The following is a 25,643-nucleotide window of genomic DNA, read 5'->3' on the forward strand; positions in this document are numbered from 1 at the left end:
ATGGTTTTGACCGTTACTATCGCCGCACCAAAGAGATCGCCTCCTTTGCGGAGCAGCTTCAAGCTGAACACCAAGTCACGGACGCGTTCGATTACACCATTGAAGATGATGACAGCGAAGAGGTGACTGTCGTTAAACTGATCAACTCGCTGTTTGAAGATGCGATCCAAATCGGCGCTTCCGATATTCACATTGAGCCTGATGCGAATGTACTGCGCTTACGTCAGCGTATTGATGGTGTGCTGCATGAAACGCTACTCAATGAAGTCAATATCGCTTCCGCTCTGGTACTGCGCTTAAAGCTAATGGCCAATCTTGATATTTCAGAGAAACGCTTGCCACAAGATGGCCGCTTTAATATTCGCGCCAAGGGGCAATCGGTCGATATTCGTATGTCGACCATGCCGGTTCAGCATGGTGAATCGGTGGTGATGCGTTTGCTCAACCAATCCTCCGGTATTCAAAAGCTTGAAGCGTCAGGCATGCCAGACGATCTCTTGGTTCGCTTGCGCCGCCAGCTTAAACGTCCACATGGCATGATTTTGGTGACCGGCCCAACCGGTTCCGGTAAAACCACCACCTTGTACGGCGCACTTAGCGAGCTCAATAGCCCAGCGAAAAAGATCATCACCGCCGAAGACCCGGTGGAATATCGCTTGCCACGGGTTAACCAAGTTCAAGTTAACCCGAAGATAGATTTAGACTTCTCAACGGTGTTGCGTACCTTCCTTCGTCAAGACCCAGACATCATTTTGATTGGTGAGATGCGTGACCAAGAGACGGTGGAAATTGGCCTGCGAGCTGCATTGACGGGCCACTTGGTACTCAGCACGTTGCACACCAATGATGCCATTGATAGTGCGCTGCGCATGATGGATATGGGCGCGCCGGGCTACTTGGTTGCCAGCTCAGTGCGAGCCGTGGTCGCGCAGCGTCTAGTGCGTAAGGTGTGCCCAGACTGCAAAACAGAAGAGACGCCCGATGAGAGCCGCAAGTTATGGCTGGCTCAGCGTTTTCCGAATCAAGCAGAGGCGACGTTTGTGCGTGGTCGTGGTTGTCAAAACTGCAACCTGACTGGTTATCGTGGTCGTATCGGTGTGTTTGAAATGCTCGAACTTGAGCTAGATATGATGGACAAACTGCGCGCCAATGACGCGGTTGGCTTTGCTCAAGTAGCAAGGCAGTCAAAAACCTACAAGCCGCTGCTTGCCTCCGCGATGGAACTGGCGCTGCAAGGTGTGGTGAGTTTGGATGAAGTGATGGGGCTTGGCGAAGGCGACACCTCTGGCTTTAACCAAGCGATTTATCTCTAAGGTGAGCTATGCCGAGTTATCGTTACCAAGGGCGTAATCTAGAAGGAGCATCGGTGTCGGGGGTGCTAGAGGCGCCGACACAAGACGCCGCCGCAGAGCAGTTGATGAACAAAGGCATCATCCCCACCGAGCTATCGTTAGGGGGCGGAAGTAGTGGCTTTAACATCGATTTGAAAGCGCTGTTCACTCCCAGTGTACCGCTGGAAGTGTTGGTAATTTTTTGTCGTCAGTTGTACAGCCTGACCAAAGCAGGGGTGCCGTTGCTGCGCTCAATGAAAGGCTTGACGCAAAACAGTGCTCACAAACAACTGACCGAAGCGCTAGAAGAAGTAACTCAAGAGTTGACCAACGGTCGCAGTTTGTCTGCGTCGATGAAAATGCACCCTAAGGTGTTTAGCCCGCTGTTTGTCTCCATGATTGGGGTCGGTGAGAACACGGGTCGCCTCGACCAAGCCCTGCTGCAACTGGCGAACTACTACGAGCAAGAAGTGGAAACCCGTAAACGCATCAAAACCGCGATGCGTTACCCAACGTTTGTGATTTTGTTTATCACCGTGGCGATGTTTGTACTCAACGTCAAAGTGATTCCGCAGTTCTCTAGTATGTTTGCCCGTTTTGGCGTCGACTTGCCGATGCCAACCAAGATCTTGATGGCGACTTCCAGCTTTTTTGTCAACTACTGGACTTGGATGGTCGCTGCGATTGTCGCGGCGCTGTTTGCCTTTCGCTCTTGGGTAGGGACGGACAATGGACGTGAGAAATGGGATAAATTTCGCCTGAGGATGCCGGTGGTTGGAGAGCTTATCAACCGCGCTCTGCTGTCGCGTTTTTCACGAACCTTTGCTCTGATGCTCAAGGCGGGCGTGCCGCTTAACCAATCATTAGCGTTATCCGCCGAGGCGCTGGATAACCGCTATTTAGAAAATCGTTTGATGGAGATGAAAGCGGCGATTGAAGCGGGCAGTACCGTTTCGTCCACTGCCGTCAATAGTGGCATTTTTACCCCATTGGTGATTCAGATGCTGTCGGTGGGTGAAGAGACGGGGCGCATTGATGCTTTGTTAATGGAAGTCTCTGACTTTTATGACCGAGAAGTGGACTACGATTTAAAAACCTTAACCGCGCGTATTGAACCATTCTTGCTGGTGGTGGTGGCGGGCATGGTCTTGATATTGGCACTCGGGATCTTCTTGCCGATGTGGGGCATGTTGGACGCAATCAAAGGATAGCGTCATGGTGATCGAGCGGGCACGGTTGGTGATATGGCTACTGTTGGTGATCATCTTGATCATGACGTACAGTATGGTGTGGCAAGATGTTGAACATCAAGCGGACGACGCCGCCTTTGCCGTGGCGTCCAAGCGGATTGTGGAGCGAGCCAGTTACTATAGACAGCAATGGTTGCTCGCCAAGCAACCAACGTCGCTCACGATTGAGCAGCATAAAGTGCATTTTTCCGCTAAGGGGTGGGTACTGCCCCTTAACGAGCAAGGGGATGTGGATTGCGCGTACTGGTATCGCGTGCTCTACCCTGAAGAGAGAGTATTACGGCAAACTCCGCAGCATATTTCAGATGAATCTGATTTGCGGGGTTATATTTGCCATTATGATTACTCGTCCGATCAAGCGATCGTGATGAGCTTAAAAAACGGTAAGTTTTTGACTAAGGTCGTTTTTCTGGCGCGATAGGTCGGTATAATCGCCATCTTTCGTAGCGTATCTATGTTTTATCCGTATAATACGGCGTACTAATTACTGGGTTGCATATATGTCTAACAAACAGTTTGGTTTTTCTTTGGTGGAGCTCGTTGTGGTGATCGTTGTGGTCGGCCTACTGGCTGTCGCCGCGCTACCACGTTTTCTCGACGTGACGGATGAAGCGAAAAAAGCCAGTATTGAAGGTGTCGCTGGTGGATTTGCCACGGGCGTATTGTCTGCCCGTGCACAGTGGGAAGCGGAGGCTAGACCGTCAGTGAGCATCAACTCCGAAACCTACAATACGGTCAACTACGATGGTGTGGAGTTTTGGCTAACACGCTCAAAAACCAGCAATGGTACGGATACCGGTTTTCGTGATGGTTACCCGCAAGCATTAAACAGCAACAACGTCGACTACCCAACCAGTTTGACCGATCAAGCCTGCGTTGATTTGATGGACAACCTGTTGCAAAACCCTCCTCGAGTTGGCACTGTAGCGGATGCAAGCAGTGACTCGAATATAAAGTATTCTGCGCAAGCCGATAGCTCGGCCTCCACTTGCACCTATGTTCAGCAAGAAGGCACCAGCGAGCACGAGTTTGTGTATGAGATTGAAACTGGTCGTGTGACCGTAACTTTGCAGTAACCCTGCGGATATTTACTATAGAGAGATCTAACTATGAAAAGACAAGGCGGTTTCACCCTAATCGAACTAGTGGTGGTAATTGTTATTCTAGGTATTCTTGCGGTTACCGCAGCACCGCGATTTTTGAATTTACAAGGAGATGCTCGTGCATCTTCTTTGCAAGGTCTCAAAGGCGCGATGGCTGGTGCTTCTGGTATTGTATACGGTCGCGCGGCAATTAATGGGCAGGAGACTATAGAGACTGTAACAGCGGCTTCAAGTGCAGATGGAATAGCCCTAACTTTTGGTTACCCTACAGCTTCAGCAGATGGAATAGGTAATGCCGTTGAAGGATTAGAAGATACCGATGGAGACTGGATTCAAGTATCAGGTGCTGGTTCTACTGCTGACCCGGCCGTACACTATAGTTTCTCTGGTAGTGCAAGTGATACTGGTTGTTTTGTCACATACTCAACTAACGCATCAGCTTCCGCCCCAACGATCACGGTTAGTGAAGACTGTTAATCAGAAAAGGCCAGCATCGCTGGCCTTTTTCTTACATGCTTTTCATCCCAATCTTTCCTTATTTATCAATCATTACCCTGCCAATCTACGTTATACTCACAACACAGTTCGGGGATGCATAACGTGATGAAACGCCAAGCGCTTAATGGATTTACTTTAATTGAATTGATTGTCGTGATTATTCTGGTGGCGATTGTCTCGCTGTATGCGGCGAGTCGCTATATTGGCAAAGACAGCTTTGCTGCTTTTGTGGCGCAAGAACAGGTAATTTCGGTGATTCGCCAAATTCAAGTCAGCCGAATGCAATCCAACCTCGCTGATGGCGGCAGTTCAGACGCCTATACTTTAACCGTGCAGCCAAACTGCGTGGGTTCAGTAGCAGGGTGCAGTAGTACAGCGGATGGTCGCAGTGACTGGGTGGCGGAATCTGGCATGACCTTTCTCCCTTTAACATCACGCCTGGAGTTCAACCTGCTTGGTGAGCCCGATCAAGCCATCACGGTTCGAATCATCGCTAGTGGAAGCCAATGCAATGTCAACATTGCGGCGAATGGCTATGTCTCGAAAGGGAGCTGCTGATGAAATCTCACAACGGCTTTACTCTGATCGAGAGCGTGATTGTCATTGTGGTGATGGGGCTGGCAATGGTAACGATAGTCAGTTTTTTGTCGCCGCAAATTGCGCGCTCCGGTGACCCTCACTATGACACGCGAGCAGCAGCGCTTGGGCAAAGCGTGATGACGCAAATCCTTGCCCGTGGTTTTGATCATCATAGTGATAATCAAGGGGGGCTGGTGAGGTGTTCATCTTCTGTGGATGTCGGTTCCAAGATCTGTTCTGGCTTGGCCGGCAGTGAGACGCCTAATTTGGGGATCGATGACGGCGAATCCGATGATGCTCCGGAGTTATACGATGATGTCGATGATTTTATCGGCTGCTGGGTACCTAATGGCCCTGGTGGTGAGAACCAATGTCGTAACCTCAATGATTTAATCAACGACGACTACGGCAGTTACAAAAACTTCCGTTTGGATGTGGCGGTTGAGTACGTGCAGCCAAACGATGCGTCACTGAAGAAACTTGAACTGACGATTTCTGCGAGGAGCAATCACCAACCCATCACTTTGATTGGCTTTCGGGGGAACTACTGATGAAAAGCACTCGTGGTTTCACGCTGATTGAAATGATCCTCACCATTATCGTGGGTGGGATTTTGGTGCTTGGTATTGCAGGCTTTGTTGAGTTGGGTGCGAAAGGGTATTCCAATACAGTCGAGCGCCAGCGCTTACAGACGCAAGCCAAATTCATCATTGAGAAAATGTCTCGTGAGGTGCGCCACGCCGTACCTAATCTGTTTACCTCCGACGGTGATTGCCTTTCCTTTTACCCAATTGAATATTCGGGCTTTTACGCAACTTCAGGCGCAGACATTCATTTTGTGGTCGGGCAAGATGCACCAGATGGAGGTACTCTTGATGCGAGTAGCTTTAACGGTCTCTCTATGGTCATCAACCCCACAACGAGCTTAGAGGTTATCGACAACACGATAGCTTTGGATAGTAATGTCAGCGTTCTCTCTGGTGGCGCTTTCGCTATTTCCAATGCCGCGTCATCGCTTGTGACTCACTCCATTGCCAACCGTCACTATGTTTTTGATAAAAGTACTGCGCGTGAATACTGTATCAGTGGCGGTCTGATGTTACGTGATACATTGCCACTGTCTGATTCTGTCATCCAATCCGGCTCGCTCGAGTATGTGCCGGCTACTGTACAAAGTAATGGTTTGGTCCATATCAACGTTGAGTTTGCCCAAAATGGCGAAAGCACACGATTTGAGCAAGATATACAGGTGATCAATGTTCCGTAATTCTCATCGTTCTCAACGCGGCAATTTGTATATTGTGGTGATTTTTGTCCTGGTGGTAATGGGGTTCTTAGCCACCTCTCTTGGTCGCATTGAATGGTCTAACCGTGATGCCCACACACGCGACGTCCTCGGCACACAAGCGTGGCTTTTGAGCCACTCCATCAATGAAGTGGCGATGACGCTGTTTTATCCCCTAGATAGCCAAGACTCCGCTATTGCCCAGCGATGCGCTGATACCGACACCCTGATACAAGATCAAGCCGAGTTGTTACTGAATACTGTCCCTTCCTGCCGCTTGGCAGAGGTCTCGTGTGAGAACCGAGGCAGTCTAGACGGGGCGCAATTCTATATTTTGGAATCGGCCGTGACCTGTGGTTCAGGTGTCTCTGAGGTAAGACGCAGTCAGCAGATTTGGGTGAAGGAGTAGTGTGTCACCGATTGAGTTTTTGAAGTTAGTTGGTTTGTGCTCGCTTGATAAAGGATTTGGTTAATTTTATCACTGACAAGTTAGCCTGTTCGGACTATTTTTATGGTGTCTGTTTTACTACTTTTTGACTGGGCGTTCTCTATTATTTATATGGGAGTATGAGGTGTTAGTATCTAGGTTATTCATGCTATTTAGCGCCTTTTGGGCTAGCTATGCGGTTGCTGTCAATACCAATCCTCAGTTTGAGTTTGGCACCATTGCCGCTGAGGATTGTACCGTGACAGGGCCGTCGGTCTCATGTACGTTCAATTTCAGTAATACCTACTCTTCTCCTCCCTTGGTTTTTGTTATGTCGACGATTGATGCCAGTCGCTCGAACTTTGATACAAAAACAACAGAATACCCCTCCGATTTACGTGTTATGTCGGTCTCCGAGAGTCAAGCGACGGTCACGCAGCTAATCCCCAACCATGATGCAGCCTGCGAGACGCTTAGGTGGCAAGGCAACCGTTGGCGCTGTGGTGGAAACGGCGATGACCCAGTGACTTATGTCGATGCGCCTATGGAAAACATCGATTATTTCGTTATGGAGCCGGGCGTGCTGGAGTTCAGTAGTGGCGCGAAATTGGTGGCGGGTTTGGTGTCATACAACCGGACATATTCGAATGCGGGCGGCGGTGGCAACAGTCGTTTAACGGTGAATTACAACAGTTATGGGTTAACCAGTAACTTTGACTCTGACCCTGGGGTATTGGTCCAGATTCAATCGACCAATAATATCGATCTCAACACCCTTGAGCCTGTGTGGCTAACACCCATTGCCCTTAATCCATCACGTTCCAACTTTAGTTTGATTTTGGACCGTTCTGAAGTGACCTCTAACGCCGTACTGCCCATTGACGAGCAAGTGGCGTTTGTCGCTGGTCTAGGTGAGGGCTTCGTCAATGGGCGTAAGTTCTGGTTAGGTCAGGGCTCTACACGAAACACGCTCAATATTAACGATCAGGTGATTAAGCCCATTACGGAAGGGTGCCAGCAGGTCAGTGCCTTTACGGTGTCAGGATTTAACAATGTTCCTACGTTGCTTGCATCAAAGCGGACTCGAAATGGTAATAACGGTGGCTGGCTAAGGCGCTGCTCTGTTTCTAAAGCCGGTGTTGCATTAATCAATGAGGAAGATATGGCGCGAGATTCAGAACGTGCTCACGTTGTGGAACCCTACTCCTATTTTCTGTTTGATAAACCGCCATTGAACGAAGTGTGCCAGCTATTTCCTTCTCCAGCGCAGACTTGGAAGAACAATACCTCTGCGACACTTCGTTTAGATAACGCGACACAGATCTCGGGAGCACAGCTGTCTAATGGACGGCGGTTTGTCGGCTTTGCGCAAACTACGATTACAGGGAATAACGCGACTTCAGCTTGTGATGGTGGTCAATGCTATGGCGATACTGGTTTGCAGGTTGAAAAGCAAGAGTTGGAGAGCTTTCAAGCGCCAGATAGCGGCTTAGAGAATGTGAACGTCTGGCAAGATAACATCCAGTTTTCCAACAATGAGGCGATCGGTCGAATGACTGTAGGAAGAGGCAGCGTTACATTCTACAGCGGGACTTACTGGATTGATTCTATCGATGTGAACAATGATGGGCAGATCATTGTGCCTGAGGGTGAAAAAGTCACGATTCACATCAAAAACTTGAACTTAAATACGGGCGCTTTCTTCGGAGAGCAAGGTGAGGCACAACTGATTGTTTTGGTGCATGATTTAAGTGGTGCTGCGGTGAACTTAAGTAATGACAGTGAGTTAGTAGGGCTGCTATATAGTGAAGTGACTGTAAGAATGAGCAATCTCTCGATTGTTCGCGGAGCTGTCACGGCACAGTCGATTTTGATGAGTAATGATGCCCAAATCATCGCCACCGATAACCACTGCTTCCAGCCTGCCGATGACTACACAATAGAGCTCACCCCACTGACCGACATCAGTCTGATTTGTGAAGATATTACCCTAACCGCAACCGTCTATAACGGTGAGAATGTCGATACGACGTTTAACGGCGCGGTGTCATTTTATCGGGGCAATGAGTTACTCGGCAGTGCGAGCGCGGCGAATGGCGTTGCCCGTTACCTATTGAGTGCGACTCAATCTCAGGTGTTTGATAACCTTTATGCACAAGCCACCTTAGGGGGCAGTGCGGTTCAAAGCGAAACCTCAGGGGAATATCGTTTCGTGCCGTTTCGATTTGACGCGGACGATCAGTTTATGGTTGCCAGTAAGCCGAGCGAAGTTTCCGCTACGGTATTGGCTTGTAATGACGGTTCAGTAGTGGTCGATACGGCATACAGTGGTACGCCTCAAATTACCTCAAACCTTATTCAGCCAAGTAGCGGCACAGGGACATTGACCTACACGCCGCAATTTACAGGCGGACGCTCTAACGACACACTGCTATTTAGCGAGTCTGGTCAATTAAACGTGACGCTAACGGACAGTAATTACGACTGTACAGGATTTGACGGTTGCCCGATTGATGGTGGTGGAGAGTTAACTGGGGCATTCTTGGTCAACGTAAGGCCATGGACGTTCGCCATCTGTGGGTCATTGAAATCCGGGACCGCGTCGGGCGGTGACAGTTTTGTTGCAGCGGGCGAGCGTTTTGAGTTAGACGTGCGTCCTATTCGCTGGCAAGGGACTAACGAGACGGGTGAGATTGAGACCTCTAGCTATTGCAACGATGCGGCAGTGACGAGTAATTTCTATGCGTCTGATGCCCCCACCGCTGTGGTGCAGCTCTCTAGTGCGCTGCATACACCCGCTGATGGCACCTCGGCCGCACTGCTCGCTTCAGATAGCGGCTTGGAAAGCGATCATGATGCTGCAAACCCGATTCGCTTCTCTGATCTCTACTGGGATGATGTGGGCAGTTTGACGATAAAAGCCAACACTCAAGATCCTTACTTAACTATGAACATTGATACAGGATATCGCCATGTAGGGCGTTTCTATCCGAAATATTTCAAAGTGGCAGAGAGTCCTTTGACCGACTGGCGCTATCCCAGTGGGCAGTCGTTTGTTTACATGAACCAGCCGCTGGATAGCGTCACATTTTATGTTGAAGCGCTCAATGCCGATCAAGAGCTCGTCAATAATTACATTGCCAACGGTTACGCTGCGTCGTTAAGGGCGAACTTTGCTCTGTATGAGAGCAATGCCGCTTATACCACTCGTTTCAATTCGCCGCTACCGACCAAGTCTTGGGGTGTAGGAGGGCAAAGTGTGGGGGAATTTGTGGTGAGCTCGTCTGCGTCAGATGCTTGTGGTAGCACAGAGTTGTGTTGGCGAAAAGCAGATACCGCAGAGGGGTATGAAGATGGTCCGTTTAACAGTGGCGGGTCAGGGTTAACCACAGCGATATCGATTACGACTGTTGGGGTGACCAATGCTGACCCGATTGACTACCTACCGGGTAGTGTTGATGCCACTTTGCTGACTCAACAGCCAGATATTCGTTTTGGTCGTGTGGTGCTTAGCGGAACGGCTGGTACTGCTTATGATGATCTCGTAATACCACTTCGCGTAGAGTATTGGGATGGTTCTCAGTTCGTGACGAATGATGAGGATAGTTCCACTCACGTATATGGCATAAACAATATCAATGATAACTACCATTTGTGGGTTGAAGATGGCAAGACACCTGGCGATGTCGTGCTGGAAAGTGACGGTAGGTTGGTATCAGGTCGTACAATGAGTATTGAAGCAAACAATCACGCCGATGTGCGCCAGCAGACGCAAATCTGGTTGGATCTTGATGCAGGCAATAATGCTCTTCCTTGGTTGACCTACCGCTGGGCGGATGATCAGCGAGTGAAGGAAGCTAATGGGGAAGAGGACCCTTCTGCCGTTGTGACCTTTGGTATATTCCGAGGCAGTGATCGCGTTATCTTCCGCGGAGAACCAGGATTAACCGGACAATAATTTTGCTCAATTCTAGCACTCGGTTAGGAATCTGTTAGAAATTGCGGGTTTCTGCCCATGTTTAGACGTCAATGCCTTGCTGTAGTGGCAAGGCATTGGTACATTTAGTGCAATTTTCTATCTTATAATTCTTTCAGGACGAGCGAAGAATATGTTCAAAAAACTTCGTGGCATATTTTCAAATGACCTATCTATCGATTTAGGTACTGCCAACACTCTTATTTACGTTAAAGGACAGGGCATTGTTCTTGACGAGCCTTCCGTTGTGGCGATTCGCCAAGATCGTAACCGTGCGGGTAAAAGCGTGGCTGCGGTCGGCCATGCAGCAAAACAAATGTTAGGTCGTACTCCAGGTAACATCTCAGCAATTCGTCCTATGAAAGATGGCGTGATTGCCGATTTCTACGTGACCGAAAAAATGCTGCAGCACTTTATCAAACAAGTCCACGACAACAGCGTGCTTAAGCCAAGCCCACGTGTTCTAGTGTGTGTGCCTTGTGGATCAACTCAAGTTGAGCGTCGTGCGATTCGTGAGTCAGCACTGGGTGCTGGCGCGCGTGAAGTGTACTTGATTGACGAGCCAATGGCTGCGGCAATCGGTGCTGGCCTGCGTGTCTCTGAGCCGACCGGTTCTATGGTGGTCGATATCGGTGGTGGTACGACAGAAGTCGCGGTGATTTCGCTCAATGGTGTGGTGTACTCATCGTCAGTGCGTATCGGTGGTGATCGATTTGATGAAGCGATTATCAACTACGTCCGTCGTAATTACGGCAGCTTGATTGGTGAAGCGACGGCGGAAAAGATCAAACACGAGATTGGCTCGGCGTACCCGGGTGATGAAGTTGAAGAGATTGAAGTGCGTGGTCGCAACCTAGCGGAAGGTGTGCCGCGCAGCTTTACCTTAAACTCCAACGAGATCCTTGAGGCGTTGCAAGAGCCGCTGACCGGCATCGTCTCGGCGGTGATGGTCGCGCTTGAGCAGTGTCCACCAGAGCTTGCGTCTGACATCTCTGAAAACGGTATGGTATTGACCGGCGGTGGTGCACTGCTGAAAGATCTTGATCGTCTGCTTACAGAAGAAACCGGTATCCCAGTTGTTATCGCAGAAGATCCACTGACTTGTGTTGCACGCGGTGGTGGTAAGGCGTTGGAAATGATCGACATGCACGGTGGCGATCTATTTAGTGAAGAATAATGGCGAGGCGTTATGCCTAGATTAGGAACTCAGAGTTAATGAAGCCGATATTTGGCCGAGGACCTTCACTTCAATTACGCTTGTTTTTTGCCGTCATTTTATCAGCCAGCCTTATGCTGGCTGATAGTCGTTTAGGTGCGTTTGCACAGTTCCGCTATTTTTTGAACAGTTTGGTCGCGCCTATCCAATATTTGGCGGATGTGCCGAGAGTGATGTTCGATGGTGTGTATGAGCGATTCAATGTTCGCCAAGATTTCATGGAGAGTAATCGTGTGCTTAAGCGCGAAGTGCTGCGCCTAAAGAACGACCTTCTTCTTTTGGATCAGTATCGAGAAGAAAACCATCGTTTACGTAAATTACTCGGCTCCTCATTTGTCCGTGATGAGCGAAAAGTGGTCACGGAAGTGATGGCGGTTGACACCTCTCCTTATCGCCATCAAGTGGTGATTGATAAGGGGCAAATTGATGGTGTCTATGTTGGACAACCTGTCGCGAATGAGAAAGGTATTGTCGGTCAAGTGACGTATGTGTCCGCGCACAATAGCCGAGTGTTACTCCTTATCGACAGTCTCAGCGCAATTCCGGTGCAGGTGATTCGCAATGATATTCGTGTTATCGCATCAGGCGATGGTCAGATGGATAGAATTAACCTCGATCATATCCCGATCAGTCTAGATATTCGCGAAGATGATCTATTGGTGACATCCGGTCTAGGCGGCATCTATCCAGAAGGCTACCCAGTGGCCCATGTCGCCAGTGTTGATCGTGACAGTGCAAGAGAATTTGCTCAAATTGAAGCAGAGCCTGTGGTTGATTTTGAACGCCTCAGATACCTACTGCTGATTTGGCCAAACGACTCAAGGCAGGAAAAAATACAAGGGGTGACCCCACCAGACGGTGAGGAGGCCAGCAATGAGCAATAGTCTTCTTAAAGGTAAGTTGGTGGTTGGCGTCTCCTTTTTGATCGCCCTGACTCTGCAAACCATTCCTTGGCCGGGTGTGCTAGAACTGCTGCGTCCTTCTTGGTTGCTTCTTGTCACCTGCTACTGGGTGTTGGCGTTGCCACATCGCGTCAACGTCGGTACGGCGTTGGTGGTGGGCTTATTGTGGGATCTATTGCTTGGTTCGACGCTCGGTATTCGCGGCATGATGATGTCGATCATCATCTATGTGGTGGCGCTTAACTTCCTAGTCATTCGTAATATGGCGTTGTGGCAGCAGGCGATTTTGGTTGGCGTGATGTCGATGGGACTGGATGTCTTGATATTCTGTGGTGAATACCTAGTGCAGGATGTCACGTTTAATCCGATGTCGCTGTGGAGCGGTGCGATCAACTGCATCTTGTGGCCTTGGATGTTCCTATTGATGCGCAAAGTTCGCCGTCATTGGCATGTCCGTTAGCAAGGGGCTGGAAGGTGAAATGAACACAGCTAAACGCAAGTTAGTTAAGCGCACGTTAGTGTTAGCCTCAGGCTCACCACGCAGAAAAGAGCTACTGACCCAGCTCGGGGTAGAGTTTGAGGTGCTGGTGACCGATGTGGAAGAAGCCCAACGGTCAGAGGAACAAGCGCAGGACTATGTTACTCGATTGTCTAAAGATAAAGCGTTGGCGGGGCTTGCGCTGCGTGAAGACGCCGTTGTGTTGGGTAGCGACACTATTGTGGTGTGTGATGGGCAAGTGCTGGAAAAGCCAGAAAACCTTGCCCATTGCAAGCAGATGTTATCCATGTTGTCAGGACGAGCCCATCAAGTGATGACCGCAGTCACGCTAGTGAGCCGCGAGCGAAGTGAAAGTGTTGTCGTGACAACAAACGTATGGTTTAAGCCATTGTCAGAGCAAGAAATAGAACAATATTGGCACACCGGCGAACCGTGCGATAAAGCGGGCAGTTATGGTATTCAGGGTATTGGCGGACGTTTTGTCACTCGTATTGAAGGCAGTTATCACGCTGTCGTAGGACTTCCATTATTCGAAACTGACCAGCTCTTAAAAGAATTCTTATAACTAGATTTGAGGTGCGCCCATGAGTGCAGAGTTGCTGATCAATGTCACCCCAAGTGAGATTCGTGTCGCGATGATTGAAGGCGGCAGTCTTCAAGAAATCCACGTAGAACGTGAATCAAAACGAGGGATTGTTGGAAACATCTATAAAGGCAAAGTGAGCCGTGTGCTACCTGGCATGCAGGCGGCTTTTGTCGATATCGGCTTGGAAAAAGCCGCGTTTCTTCACGCGTCAGATATCGTTCCTCACACTGAGTGTGTGGCGGAAAATGAGAAACAGCAGTTTCAGGTGCGCGATATCTCAGAGCTTGTCCGTCAAGGGCAAGACATTGTCGTGCAAGTGGTCAAAGACCCGCTAGGCACCAAAGGGGCACGTCTCACCACCGATATTACCTTACCGTCACGTTACCTTGTCTTTATGCCGGGGGCGAGCCATGTGGGCGTCTCTCAGCGAATTGAGACGGAGTCAGAGCGTGAACGCTTAAAGAAAGTGGTCGCTCACTACTGTGATGAGAACGGCGGCTTTATTATTCGCACCGCCGCAGAAGGCGCGGACGAAAAAGAACTGTCGCAAGACGCCGCGTTCCTCAAGCGTTTGTGGTCCAAAGTGATGGAGCGTCGCAGCAAATATAAGACGCGCTCTACTTTGTACGGAGAGCTTGGTCTTTCGCAGCGCATTTTACGTGACTTTGTCGGTACAGAGATCACTAAGATCATGGTCGATTCACGTCTTGAGTACGAAAACCTCAAAGAGTTCACTTCCGAGTACGTGCCTGAGCTAACCGATAAGCTTGAGCTGTATGAAGGCGATAAGCCGATCTTTGATATGTACGACACGGAAAATGAGATCCAGCGATCGTTAGAGCGAAAAGTTGAACTCAAATCCGGTGGCTATCTGATTATTGATCAGACCGAAGCGATGACAACGGTCGACATCAACACTGGCGCGTTTGTGGGGCGTCGCAATCTCGAAGAGACAATCTTTAACACCAATATTGAAGCGACGCAGGCGATCGCAAGGCAGCTACGTCTGCGCAATCTTGGTGGCATCATCATTATCGACTTCATCGACATGAGCCAAGATGAACACCGAAAACGCGTGCTCACTTCCCTAGAAGCGGCGCTCAATAAAGATCGCGTAAAAACCAACATCAATGGCTTTACCCAGCTAGGCTTAGTAGAGATGACGCGTAAACGTACGCGTGAAAGTATTGAACACATTCTGTGCTCGACGTGCCCAACTTGCGAAGGCCGTGGCAGTGTTAAAACTGTGGAAACGGTGTGCTACGAGATCTTGCGTGAGATCACTCGAGTGAATCGTGCATACGACGCCGACAAGTTCGTGGTGTATGCCTCACCTGCGGTGGCCGAGACCCTGCAAGGGGAGGAGTCGCATGCGCTGGCAGAGCTCGAAGTGTTTATTGGCAAGCAAGTGAAAATTCAGGCCGAGCCGCTGTACATTCAAGAGCAGTTCGATGTCGTGATGATGTAAAGGCAATTTGTGAGCACAACGGCAACTCGCGTTGCGAGATTCTTTCTTTGGTTAGTCGTGTCAACCTTGGCCCTATTGGCCATTGTTGTCACGGCGCTGCGCATCACCTTGCCGCAGCTCGATCACTTTCAAGTTGAGATCCAGCAATGGGTCAACCAAGGCACGGCGCTCGACTTTGAAATTGAAGGCATTCATGGTTTTTGGCGCAACACGCACCCCTCACTCTCGTTGCAAGGCGTCAAAGCCAAAGTGGCAGAAAACAGCGGGATTGATGTGGTTGCCGATCGGGTAGAGATAGAAATCGACCTGATTCAATCGCTGCTGCAATGGCAGCCCGTGGTGGCTGATCTTAATGTCTATCAGTTGGCGCTCGATGTGCGTTCGATTGAGTGGACGCAGACAGAATCGAAACCAGAACTCAATCCAGGGCGTGAGCAGCGCAGCGTCATCGCCCAGCTCGATCAGCTACTGCTTAGGCAGCTAGACAGCTTTTCGCTGACCGACTCCAAAATTCTCTTTCTCGGAATTGATGGTAATGAGCGTGTGCTCGACATCAGCCATTTGCAGTGGCGCAACCAAGGTCGCCGTCATTTGGCCGATGGAGAAGTGAGCTTTGTTCACGGCAACCTCAACTCTGCGCAGGTCAAAGCGGATTTTATCGATCATGGCTCACTGGTTGATGTGAGCGGCGAGTTTTATGTTTCCGCCGATAATGTGCGCATTACCCCTTGGTTGACCAAATACCTGAAAAACGAAACCGGGATTGAAAAAGGACAAGTGAGCTTTAATAGCTGGCTAACGCTCGAACAGAGCAAGCCCGTGAATGCCTTTGTTGAGTTGCTGTCGTCAGAGCTTATTTGGCAAGAGGGTCAGCAGCACGAGTTATTGCTCGAATCTGGTATCGTGCAGCTTGAGCCGAAAGAGCAAGGCTGGCAAGTGAATGCTCACTCACTTCGGTTTTTAACCGACAATACCCCTTGGCCAGAACTCGATATCGCCTTTGCTTGGCAACCGCAGCATTGGCAACTCAATGTCTCGCAGCTGGATATCAAAGCGCTGACGCCTCTGATTAAGTTAGCGCCAGACTCCGCCACCACCACCGACATGATCGAGACGCTGGCTGTGGGCGGCTTAGTGGAAGACTTACGTGTGTCCGCGCACGGCGATTGGCAGAGCCTGACCTACTCGGCCGATCTTAGCGAAGGCAAAATGGCGCAATGGGAACTCTTGCCGGGGCTGCATTACTTGACGGCGTCGGTGAGTGGCGATCTTCATCAAGCGCGCGCGCAAGTGAGTATTTTTGACGATGTCTTACCTTACGGTGAGGTGTTTCAAGCGCCGCTGAACATCAAACAAGGCCATGCGGATGTCGTTTGGCAGCGCGATGAGCAAGGTTGGTCTTTGTGGGCAGATAAGGTCACCGCAGCGACGCCAGATTTACAAGTCTTAGGCGCCTTTCGTCTCGACTTTCCCAACGGAAAAAGTCCCTTTCTTTCTTTTTACAGTGAAGCGGATCTATACAACGCTGGCGAGACTTGGCGCTATTTACCGACGTTAGCCCTTGGGCGCAACTTGACCGACTACCTGTCGACCGCGATTCAAGCGGGGCGGGTCAATACGGCCAAGCTCCTTTGGTATGGCGAGTTGGGCAATTTCCCCTACCACCAGAATAACGGTATGTTTCAAGCGTGGGTGGGGTTAAAAGAGGCCAAGTTCAGCTTTGACACCGCCTGGCCACCCATCACCGATTTGCAGTTGGATTTGCTGTTCCAAAACGATGCGATGTATCTCGATTCCGAAAGTGCAACCTTGATGGATGTCGAGGCGAAACGCATCACAGGACGTATTCCTGCTTTGGCACCTAATGGGCATATTGAGATAGAAGCGCACGCGGTTGCCCAAGGCAACGCGGTTCGTGGCTACATGACCGCTTCGCCATTGGTTGATTCTGTCGGCGCGGCGCTGACCGCCGTGCAAGTGGATGGTGAAGTCGACTCACAGTTCCAGTTGATGATCCCATTTCATGGCGGCGCAGAGGCGCGTGCTTGGGGGTATGCGGATCTCAAGCAGAGCCACGTTACCATCAATACGCCGCCAATGACGCTCGAAGCGGTCAGTGGCCGAATAGAATTTGATAATGACGTGGTACAAGCCGCGGGGCTTTCTGCGGAGCTATTGGATCAGCCCGTGTGGATTGATTTCCATGGCGAGAATGTCGACAAAGGCTACGGAGTCGGCATTGATATGGTCGGCGACTGGGATGTCAAACCTCTGATGCCGTACCTTGGTGAGCGTTGGCTAACCCCATTATCTGGCCATGCGCAGTGGCGCAGTGACATTGATATTCAGCTTAATGACGTTGGCTTTACTTATCAGGTTGAAACTGAAGCAGATCTCAAATACCTTGTCAGTGACTACCCTTACCCACTCAATAAAGCGAGTAAAGTGGAGGGCAAAGCCCTGCTGCAAGCCTCTGGCAATCAACAGAGCATCAGTGCCCGATTGCAATTACCGCAAGTAAAATATCAGGCTGAGATTGATATCACGGACGATGTGCCGCAGTTGCAAGCGACCAATCTCGTGGTCGGGCGCGGTAGCTACAAGCTCACGCCGTTCACTGGTCATGATGCGTCAATTCGGATTGATAGATTTAGCCTCGACCAATGGTTAGACGTGGCGTTTAAGCCAAGCGAATCTGCTTCTGAAGGCGTCATCAGTCAGATGAGCATGCCACAGATCCCAGCGCTACAACGGGCAGAGATCAAGGTTAAAGAGCTCGAACTGGCAGGGATCAAATGGAATGATGTCGACTTCTCCGCCAAGCGCAAGAATCTCGGTTGGCACATGACCCTCGACAGCCAAGAAGCACTCGGTGAGGCGAACTATATCGAGCCTTACGATCTCTCTGTCGCCTTTGAACGCTTGCACATCTACGTGCCGGGGTTAGAGGAGTCCTTGAGTCAAACGCCGGAACCTCTGCTCGAGCCGCTCACCCAACCGCTAGAGAAGGCGCCGCTCATCACCGATTTTGAGCGCGCGTTGCATCGCCAATTACCTAATATTACTCTAGCGATTGACGACTTTTGGGTGCAAGGCTACAAAGTGGGTCGTGCGCATTTGGATCTTCAGCGCCGTGACAACAAGTTAGAGTGGAAGAAGCTGTCGTTCCAAAGCGGGGACAACCAGGTCGATGTGAGTGGCTGGTGGGCGTTGGACGGCGATCAAAGCCACACACAAATGACGCTGGCGGTATCGGGCGAAAACAACAGTGATGTCATGGAGCGATTTGGTATCTCATCGGGCATCCAACGAGCGCCGTTTGATATTCGCTCTGAGGTGAAGTGGGATGGTTCTCCGTGGGCCACTCAGGTGAGCACCATGGAGGGGGAGGTCAATGTGAAGCTGGGCAAAGGAATGATCTCCGATGTCAGTGGTGCGGCGCGCCTGCTTGGCCTCTTTAGTTTGGATTCGATCATCCGCAAAATGCAGCTCGACTTTACCGATGTGTTCGACAAAGGGATGGCGTTTAACTCCATTACTGGCTCTGGTCAGATTAAAAATGGCGTCTTCCTGACCAATGATATTCGGATGGATGCGGTGTCGGGCGAAATGACCATCAAAGGGTTAGCCAACCTCAATACGCGCACAGTGGATGCCGAGGTGAATTTCACACCAGACATCACGTCAGGCATTCCCGTCTTAACTGCGTTTGCGGTGACGCCGCAGACGGCGCTGTATGTCCTCGCCATCACCACGGTGATTTCACCGGTGGTCGAAGTGTTCACTCAGGTCAATTATGAAGTGAAAGGGCCGATGGATTCACCGGTCGTCAAAGAGCTGTCTCGCAGCAAAGGGGAGTTCAAATTGCCAGAGCGCTTACGCGACGCGGTTAAATAAGGAGAAGACTCATGGAACGAGTTGCACTGATTCAGATGACCTCAGGCCCGAATCCGCAAGACAATTTGGCCCACATCGCCAAGCAGGTTGAAGCGGTAGCGAAAGCGGGGGTGCACTTTGTGGTCACCCCGGAAAATGCACTGGTGTTTGGTCAGCAAGCGGATTATCACCAGCATGCTGAACCTTTAGGTGATGGCCCGCTACAATCGGCGCTTGCCGCCATGGCGCAGCAATGGGGCGTGTGGTTAGTCATCGGCAGTATGCCGATCCGCACGGCCAATGGCGTGACCACGACCTCTGTGGTGTTCGACCGCACCGGACGCCTTGTCGGCCACTACGATAAACTGCATATGTTCGATGTCGATGTTGCCGATGGTCACGGACGTTACCGCGAATCCGAAACCTTCACGCCCGGCGAGGAGATCGTCACACTCGACACGCCCTTTGGCCACCTTGGCTTATCCATCTGTTATGATGTGCGTTTTCCCCAGTTGTATAATGAGCTTGTCAGACGCGGCGCGACGCTGATTTTAGTCCCGGCGGCATTTACTGCCGTGACAGGGCAAGCGCACTGGGAAGCGCTATTGAGAGCCAGAGCGATTGAAACCCAATCTTGGGTACTGGCGGTCAATCAGACAGGCACACATGAAGGCGGCCGAGAAACCTGGGGCCATTCTATGGTCATCTCCCCTTGGGGCGAAGTGGTGGCGACGCTGGCGCGTGAGGTCGATAACCTGGTCGTCGAGATTGACATAAAACAGGTAGCAAGCTGTCGAAGCGCAATGCCCGTTGGGCAACATTCACGATTCGACAATCAATTCATTCCGGTTCGATAAGCGATGCCTATCGACTCGTCAAACCATTAACGTTAAGAGCGAAGTATGACCATTAACCTTGTAGAAGATGCCTTGTTGAAACCAGCTGGGCTGAGCGAAAGTGACGTCGCACAGACGCTAGCGAGCATCGCGACTCGTCAAATTGACTACGCCGATATCTACTTCCAATCCAGTTGGCATGAGTCACTGGTTTTGGAAGACAGCATCATCAAAGATGGCTCATTTAACATCGATTGCGGTGTGGGTGTGCGAGCGGTCTCGGGCGAGAAAACCGGTTTTGCTTACTCCGACCAAATTCAGCTTGAGGGCTTGAAACAGAGCGCGGTCGCAGCGCGCGGTATCGCCAAGCAGGGACATAATGCTCAGGTACAAGCCTTCAAGCGCAGTGACAACCAACACATCTATGCAGCGGTTAATCCGCTAGACAGTTGGGAGAAAGAGCAAAAGACGACGCTACTTAAACAGATCGATGCCTACATTCGTACCAAAGAGCCACTGATCAAAGAAGTGTCGGTGAGCCTGAGCGGTGTGCATGAGCAGATACTTGTCGCGGCGACAGACGGCACCTACGCCGGTGATGTTCGTCCGTTGGTACGCCTGTCAATCAGTGTACTCGCGCAGCGCGGCGAGCGCCGTGAACGTGGCAGTGCAGGCGGCGGTGGCCGATTTGGCTACGATTTCTTCTTAAGTGACAGTGATGGCGTGCAAGTGGCGTATCAATACGCAGATGAAGCGATTCGCATGGCGTTGGTCAATCTAGAGGCGGATGCCGCGCCTGCGGGTATGATGCCGGTGGTGCTGGGCTCGGGTTGGCCAGGGGTGCTGCTTCATGAGGCGGTCGGTCATGGCTTGGAAGGTGATTTCAACCGCAAAGAGTCATCGGTCTTTAGTGGCAAAGTGGGCGACAAAGTTACCTCGGATCTTTGTACCATTGTTGACGATGGCACGCTGAAAGATTTGCGTGGGTCACTCAACGTGGATGACGAAGGTGTGCATGGTCAATACAACACCTTAATCGAAAACGGTGTGTTGAAAGGCTACATGCAAGATAAGCTCAACGCACGTTTGATGGGGGTAGCGCCGACCGGTAATGGTCGCCGTGAGTCTTATGCTCACCTACCTATGCCGCGCATGACCAATACTTACATGCTACCGGGTCAGCACACGCCTGAAGAGATTATCTCAACGGTGAAAAAAGGCCTTTACGCACCAAACTTCGGCGGTGGTCAGGTGGACATTACTTCGGGTAAATTTGTGTTCTCCGCATCGGAAGCGTACTTGATTGAAGACGGCAAGATCACGCGCCCAGTCAAAGGGGCGACGCTGATTGGCTCCGGCATTGAAGCGATGCAGCAAGTCTCCATGGTCGGTAATGATCTCAGCATCGACCGTGGCGTTGGCGTATGTGGCAAAGCAGGGCAAAGTGTGCCGGTTGGCGTTGGTCAGCCGACGTTGAAGCTGGATGCGTTGACGGTTGGTGGGACGGAGTAGGATGAGTGCCTAGTTTCTAGAACCTAGTTCCTAGAGAGTGTTTTGGGGGCCTAGTTTTGGAGAGTGTCTCTAAAACTAGGCACTTTTGTTTGGGGCGGATTTAAATGCCGTCACGCTCGATTGGGCAGCTCATGCAGCGCGCTCCGCCGCGACCGCGGCCGAGTTCATTGCCGGGAATAGTTAACACTTCAATGCCCGCCTTGTCGTACTTCTCATTGGTGTAGACGTTGCGCTCGTAACCGATCACCACGCCTGGTTTCACCGTCAAGACGTTGTTGGCATCATTCCACTGCTCACGCTCAGCTTCATAGCTATCGCCGCCTGTGGTGATGATTTTCAAATAATCGAGCCCTAACGCTTGTTCAATGGCGTGGACGAAACTCGGTACTTTCTCGACCTGCATCTCGCCATCGTCTTTGGCACTTAAACGCCACGTCTCCAGATCTTTGCGCATGATCTCTGGATAGACAGAAAAGGTATCGACATCCATATGAGTCATGACGGTGTCTAGGTGCATACACGAACGATGTTTGGGAAGATCAATGGCGATCACTTCTTTGGCTTGGCCATGTTTAAACAAGGTCGCCGCTAGGTTCTCAACCCCTTGTGGTGTTGTGCGCTCTGACATACCAATCAGCACCGCGCCTTTGCCGATCACCAACACGTCGCCGCCTTCAATATTGGCGTTGTCGTAGTGAAGATCTTCATCACCGAAGTATTTAATGAAGTCCTGCCCCGCAAACACCGGATGCCAGCGGTAAATGGCACGCAGGTGGTTGGTTTCACGCTGACGGGCTGGCTTCATCATAGGGTTGAGTGAGACGCCGCCGTAAACCCAGCATGAGGTATCACGCGTAAAGAGGTGGTTGGGCAGGGGCTCAATGACGAAATCCAAAGGTCGATGCATGCTAGGCATCATAGAAGACGAACGAATCGGCAGCTCAGAATAGGCCAAGCCACCGAGCAATACGGTCGCGAGGTGCTCGTTGTCCATGTCGTTCAAGTAGTGGCGCAAATCTCTGGCGAAGATAGGACCAAAGCGTAGGTCGGAGATTTGTGTGTTGAGTAACCACTCTTTGGCTGGCGGGACGGCGAGCGTTTCAACCAGCAAGTCGTGCAGGAGTAAGACTTCCACACCTTGATCGCGAAGTGTCTGAGCGAACTTGTCATGCTCCTCGCCTGCGGCTTCAACCGCCAAGACATCGTCAAACAGCAGATCATGGCAGTTCGATGGCGTGAGGTGAGTCAGTGCTCGCTCTGGTCGGTTTAACAGGACTCGTCTCAATTGGCCAACTTCAGAGCCTACGTACAACTTACTCATTTTGCTTCCTTACACAGAATTCCAGAGCGTATTTATGGCAAGAATGTTATCAAGATGCAAGCGCACTTTGTAACCATTAATTCTAAATATGTGACCTTGTTGTGCATATATGCCTTTTATTTTCGTATTTTGTAGATTTTATGTCTGGCGATTGAATTTGGAGAAATTCACATGATTGTGACTGACTATGCGTTTTCGGTGCTAGAGCACGGCGGGAAGTTTGTCAGATTATACTGAATGGATATGCATGATTTAGTCACTTTTGGTGACTAAATATGAGGTTTAGGTTCGTTTTACTTGTCTTGGCGCTATTCAGATCCACCTCATAAACACGCATTCTGAATGATCCGACGTGATCGTCGCCCTCGACACAAAACACCAAAACAGCAAAATGATAAAAAAGTGTTAATAAGTGCGATGATCTGGCGTGAAAGCGCAGCAAACAGAGAAAGTACGGGATCAAAGTCGATTCTAGGTGGTATTATTAGCACAGCCGTGTCATAGTCCGGTGCGTTATTTTTTGATCAATGTTGTTACTATCTGGAGCACACTTTATGTCTCATGAAGATGAATATCTATCAGTTGAAGAGTTAATTGAAATTCAAAAAGAAGAGACTCGCGACATCATTCAAGCGTTACTCGAAGACGGCAGTGATCCAGATTCTTTATATGAGATTGAACACCACCTGTTTGCTGAAGATTTCGACACCCTAGAGAAAGCGGTAGTCGAAGCATTCAAAATGGGCTTTGAAGTATTAGAAGCGGAAGAGACCGAAGACGAAGACGGCAACAAACTGTTGTGCTGCGATGCCACCATGGAATCAGCACTAAACGCAGAAGCCATTGATGCGCAAGTGGAGAAGTTGGTTCACCTCGCTGAAAAATACGACATCATCTACGATGGATGGGGCACTTACTACGAAGGCGAAGACGCCTTGTACCCAGATGATGAAGAGGATGACGACGAGTAATTGAGAGTCGTCTCACGTTCACAGCGCTCAGCCTGTTTTCAATGCCAGTCTCAAGACTGGCATTGTTGTTTTTACGCTTTATAATCACTGATATTGATCTGGCTCAATAAATCAGCGGCGTACCCATGCAGTTATCTCTTGCCGGCTTATGGCAACTTTCTCCTCTCACGGATCTCTCTATTCCTCAAGACGATCTTATGTTCCCGAATCCACTCAGCGCCGTGTTGCCAGACGACATGAGCGAAGAACAGATTGCTGAGCAAGAGTGGCATCTGATGCACGATATTGAGGTCGATGAGGCCATGCTAGCCTTCCCTGCGGTGGATTTGGTGATGTCGGGCATCGATTACCATGCTGAAGTCAGACTCAATGGTGTCGCGCTGTTTGACTGCGATGGGAGCCAAAGTGAGGTGCGAAAAGAGATCCGTCCCTATTTGCAAGCGGGACGAAATCGATTTGAGATACTGTTTTTAGAAGAAGATGAGCCGTTGATTGAAGAGGCCGAAGGCGAGGTTTGTCCGCTAGGGAACGCCAATCAACGTTTATCGGATCCGAGAATGGGCATTTGGCATGCGCCGTATTTGCAGTTTATTCGTCACGTACGTTTAGAACACGTGGCGACCGAGCAGATATGGCATCATGGCGGCGGCTGCGAATTGCTGGTCTCGCTGCATTATCACACCTACAGCGCGGGACTCGTCTCAGCATCGGTGAAATTTAATGGCATGACCTATCACTTGCCGTTGGATGTGCGCGCGCAGTCGGTCAGTGCGCTGTTCCAAGTCGAAGCGCCCGTTTACTATGATGTGAGCGATCCCAATCCAGCGCACCTATACGCATTGGAAGTGGGGCTCGATGGCCAGAAGCAACACTTTGAATTGGGGCTAAGTGAGTCATTGTGCGTGACGCATTTTCCACTACGCGGGGCGTAGGGGCTTCGTAACTCGAATTTGTTTCGATAGCAACAAGGGCCGCTGAGCGGCCCTTGTTCGTTATGCGTGTGCACCGTGGTGGCATTGCCAATTCGCGTCTTGGCGCTGCCACACTTTTTCGTGGAAGTAGTAGGCCACCGTGTTGATACTTGGCTCAATGGCCGCCATGATGCCGCCAATCAACCAGCTACCCGTCATCAAATACGCGACCGTAAACGCGACGCTAAAGTGCACGCTGGCGAAGCTAGTGGTTTTAATCCCAGTCGATTTGGCTAATTTACGAAGCGCTGGGTGTGTCTGCCAAGCCTTTTCATGGAAGTAGAAGGCGACGGTGTTAACCATAGGTTCAATCATCGCGATTAGACTGCCAATTAAAATATCACCGGTCAGTAGGTAGGCGACGCTAAACGCAATGGTAAAGTGCAAGGCTGCGAATGTCAGTGTCTTTTTCATGGTGAAGTCCAATGCTCTGTCGTGTCGATAGAGATATTATTGATAATTATTTGCATTAAAGAAAATTGGACAATTCGATAAATTCAATAGGTAAAAACTATTGAATAAGCCGTCGTGACTCAGGGCTGGGAGTTGAACAGGGAAAGAAAAAGGGCGCTCTGTTGAGGGCCCTATTGATAAAAGGAGACGTCTCGCAACGCGGCGCGCCGGTTACGCGTTTGGCTTAACGACCATAACGTTAATCGGAGAGTTCTGTACGACTTTACTTGCCACAGAGCCTAGAACGACTTTATCGATTTTTGAACGCTTGTGGCTTGGCATGATGATGAGATCCGCCCCCAGTTTTTCAGCGTAGTCCAAAATGGTGCTATAGGGTTTACCTTCTGCCACATGGGCTTTGTACACCACATCTTCATCAATGTGCTGCGCCGCGAACTGCTTGAGTTGCGTTTCGACATCTTGCTTCATTTTCTTCGCCGCATCTTTGGGGAAGTAAGTGGCGACCATCGACATGTGAATACCCGGAAGCACGTTCAGCAGGTGAATTTCTGCGTTCGAGTGCTTCGCATGCCAGACTGCCAGTTCGACGGCTCGGTCACAAAAGCCTTTGTCATTGAGGTCA

The 25,643-nt window shown here is 50.4% G+C and carries 23 protein-coding genes; 20 read left to right on the top strand and 3 right to left on the bottom strand.

What is annotated here, in order from left to right:
• The 18 genes from AC6R0L_RS05880 to tldD form a co-directional block, all read left to right on the top strand.
• Positions 1–1,313: GspE/PulE family protein (locus AC6R0L_RS05880; protein WP_500628565.1), on the top strand; the 1,313-nt coding region annotated here is incomplete at its 5' end.
• Positions 1,314–1,321: 8 nt separating this feature from the next.
• The gene (locus AC6R0L_RS05885) at positions 1,322–2,542 is read left to right on the top strand and encodes a type II secretion system F family protein (RefSeq protein WP_487901783.1); all 1,221 of its coding nucleotides are present in this window, start codon (positions 1,322–1,324) and stop codon (positions 2,540–2,542) included.
• Between the two features lie 4 nt (positions 2,543–2,546).
• Complete coding sequence (locus AC6R0L_RS05890) at positions 2,547–3,002, top strand: MSHA biogenesis protein MshF (protein WP_500628566.1); 456 nt, start codon at positions 2,547–2,549, stop codon at positions 3,000–3,002.
• Between the two features lie 79 nt (positions 3,003–3,081).
• Positions 3,082–3,657 carry a prepilin-type N-terminal cleavage/methylation domain-containing protein gene (locus AC6R0L_RS05895; protein ID WP_500628567.1) on the top strand — a complete coding sequence of 192 codons (576 nt, stop codon included), beginning with the start codon at positions 3,082–3,084 and terminating at the stop codon, positions 3,655–3,657.
• Between the two features lie 33 nt (positions 3,658–3,690).
• Complete coding sequence (locus AC6R0L_RS05900; RefSeq protein ID WP_500628568.1) at positions 3,691–4,161, top strand: prepilin-type N-terminal cleavage/methylation domain-containing protein; 471 nt, start codon at positions 3,691–3,693, stop codon at positions 4,159–4,161.
• A 126-nt stretch (positions 4,162–4,287) separates the two neighbouring features.
• Complete coding sequence (locus tag AC6R0L_RS05905; protein WP_500628579.1) at positions 4,288–4,740, top strand: prepilin-type N-terminal cleavage/methylation domain-containing protein; 453 nt, start codon at positions 4,288–4,290, stop codon at positions 4,738–4,740.
• Complete coding sequence (locus AC6R0L_RS05910; RefSeq protein ID WP_500628569.1) at positions 4,740–5,312, top strand: type IV pilus modification PilV family protein; 573 nt, start codon at positions 4,740–4,742, stop codon at positions 5,310–5,312. Before AC6R0L_RS05905 ends, AC6R0L_RS05910 begins: the two co-directional genes overlap by 1 nt.
• Positions 5,312–6,028 (top strand): PilW family protein, encoded by a 717-nt coding sequence (locus tag AC6R0L_RS05915; protein WP_500628570.1) that lies wholly within the window; start codon positions 5,312–5,314, stop codon positions 6,026–6,028. Before AC6R0L_RS05910 ends, AC6R0L_RS05915 begins: the two co-directional genes overlap by 1 nt.
• On the top strand, positions 6,018–6,455 hold the full coding sequence (locus AC6R0L_RS05920; protein WP_500628571.1) for an MSHA biogenesis protein MshP: 438 nt from the start codon (positions 6,018–6,020) through the stop codon (positions 6,453–6,455). The genes AC6R0L_RS05915 and AC6R0L_RS05920 overlap by 11 nt, the downstream gene beginning before the upstream one ends.
• 184 nt (positions 6,456–6,639) lie before the next feature.
• Complete coding sequence (locus tag AC6R0L_RS05925) at positions 6,640–10,431, top strand: DUF6701 domain-containing protein (RefSeq protein WP_500628572.1); 3,792 nt, start codon at positions 6,640–6,642, stop codon at positions 10,429–10,431.
• Positions 10,432–10,582: 151 nt separating this feature from the next.
• The gene (locus AC6R0L_RS05930; RefSeq protein ID WP_334555042.1) at positions 10,583–11,626 is read left to right on the top strand and encodes a rod shape-determining protein; all 1,044 of its coding nucleotides are present in this window, start codon (positions 10,583–10,585) and stop codon (positions 11,624–11,626) included.
• Between the two features lie 38 nt (positions 11,627–11,664).
• Positions 11,665–12,549, top strand: coding sequence for a rod shape-determining protein MreC (gene mreC, locus AC6R0L_RS05935; protein ID WP_487901775.1), 885 nt, complete (start codon positions 11,665–11,667; stop codon positions 12,547–12,549).
• On the top strand, positions 12,539–13,027 hold the full coding sequence (mreD, locus tag AC6R0L_RS05940; protein WP_334555044.1) for a rod shape-determining protein MreD: 489 nt from the start codon (positions 12,539–12,541) through the stop codon (positions 13,025–13,027). Before mreC ends, mreD begins: the two co-directional genes overlap by 11 nt.
• Before the next feature lie 19 nt (positions 13,028–13,046).
• On the top strand, positions 13,047–13,631 hold the full coding sequence (locus tag AC6R0L_RS05945; protein ID WP_500628573.1) for a Maf family protein: 585 nt from the start codon (positions 13,047–13,049) through the stop codon (positions 13,629–13,631).
• A 19-nt stretch (positions 13,632–13,650) separates the two neighbouring features.
• Positions 13,651–15,120, top strand: coding sequence for a ribonuclease G (gene rng, locus AC6R0L_RS05950; RefSeq protein ID WP_334555046.1), 1,470 nt, complete (start codon positions 13,651–13,653; stop codon positions 15,118–15,120).
• A 9-nt stretch (positions 15,121–15,129) separates the two neighbouring features.
• Complete coding sequence (locus AC6R0L_RS05955) at positions 15,130–19,017, top strand: YhdP family protein (RefSeq protein ID WP_500628574.1); 3,888 nt, start codon at positions 15,130–15,132, stop codon at positions 19,015–19,017.
• Positions 19,018–19,028: 11 nt separating this feature from the next.
• Positions 19,029–19,853, top strand: coding sequence for a carbon-nitrogen hydrolase family protein (locus AC6R0L_RS05960; RefSeq protein WP_500628575.1), 825 nt, complete (start codon positions 19,029–19,031; stop codon positions 19,851–19,853).
• A gap of 45 nt (positions 19,854–19,898) precedes the next feature.
• On the top strand, positions 19,899–21,344 hold the full coding sequence (tldD, locus tag AC6R0L_RS05965) for a metalloprotease TldD (protein ID WP_500628576.1): 1,446 nt from the start codon (positions 19,899–19,901) through the stop codon (positions 21,342–21,344).
• A gap of 100 nt (positions 21,345–21,444) precedes the next feature.
• On the opposite strand, the gene arcA is transcribed toward tldD, so the two are convergent.
• Positions 21,445–22,665 (bottom strand): arginine deiminase, encoded by a 1,221-nt coding sequence (gene arcA, locus AC6R0L_RS05970; RefSeq protein WP_487901770.1) that lies wholly within the window; start codon positions 22,663–22,665, stop codon positions 21,445–21,447.
• 554 nt (positions 22,666–23,219) lie between these two features.
• Here arcA and rraB point away from each other — a divergent pair.
• Positions 23,220–23,636 (top strand): ribonuclease E inhibitor RraB, encoded by a 417-nt coding sequence (gene rraB / locus AC6R0L_RS05975; protein WP_334555051.1) that lies wholly within the window; start codon positions 23,220–23,222, stop codon positions 23,634–23,636.
• Positions 23,637–23,761: 125 nt separating this feature from the next.
• Positions 23,762–24,568 (top strand): glycosyl hydrolase 2 galactose-binding domain-containing protein, encoded by an 807-nt coding sequence (locus tag AC6R0L_RS05980; protein WP_500628577.1) that lies wholly within the window; start codon positions 23,762–23,764, stop codon positions 24,566–24,568.
• A gap of 60 nt (positions 24,569–24,628) precedes the next feature.
• Here AC6R0L_RS05980 and AC6R0L_RS05985 read toward each other — a convergent pair whose 3' ends face one another.
• Both AC6R0L_RS05985 and AC6R0L_RS05990 read right to left on the bottom strand, forming a co-directional pair.
• Complete coding sequence (locus AC6R0L_RS05985; RefSeq protein ID WP_334555053.1) at positions 24,629–25,021, bottom strand: DUF2061 domain-containing protein; 393 nt, start codon at positions 25,019–25,021, stop codon at positions 24,629–24,631.
• Between the two features lie 210 nt (positions 25,022–25,231).
• Positions 25,232–25,643, bottom strand: a 412-nt coding sequence (locus tag AC6R0L_RS05990; RefSeq protein WP_500628578.1) for a universal stress protein, incomplete at its 5' end; no start/stop codon positions are given.

Source organism: Vibrio sp. R15-SG3-ISO1A, from assembly GCF_059833955.1.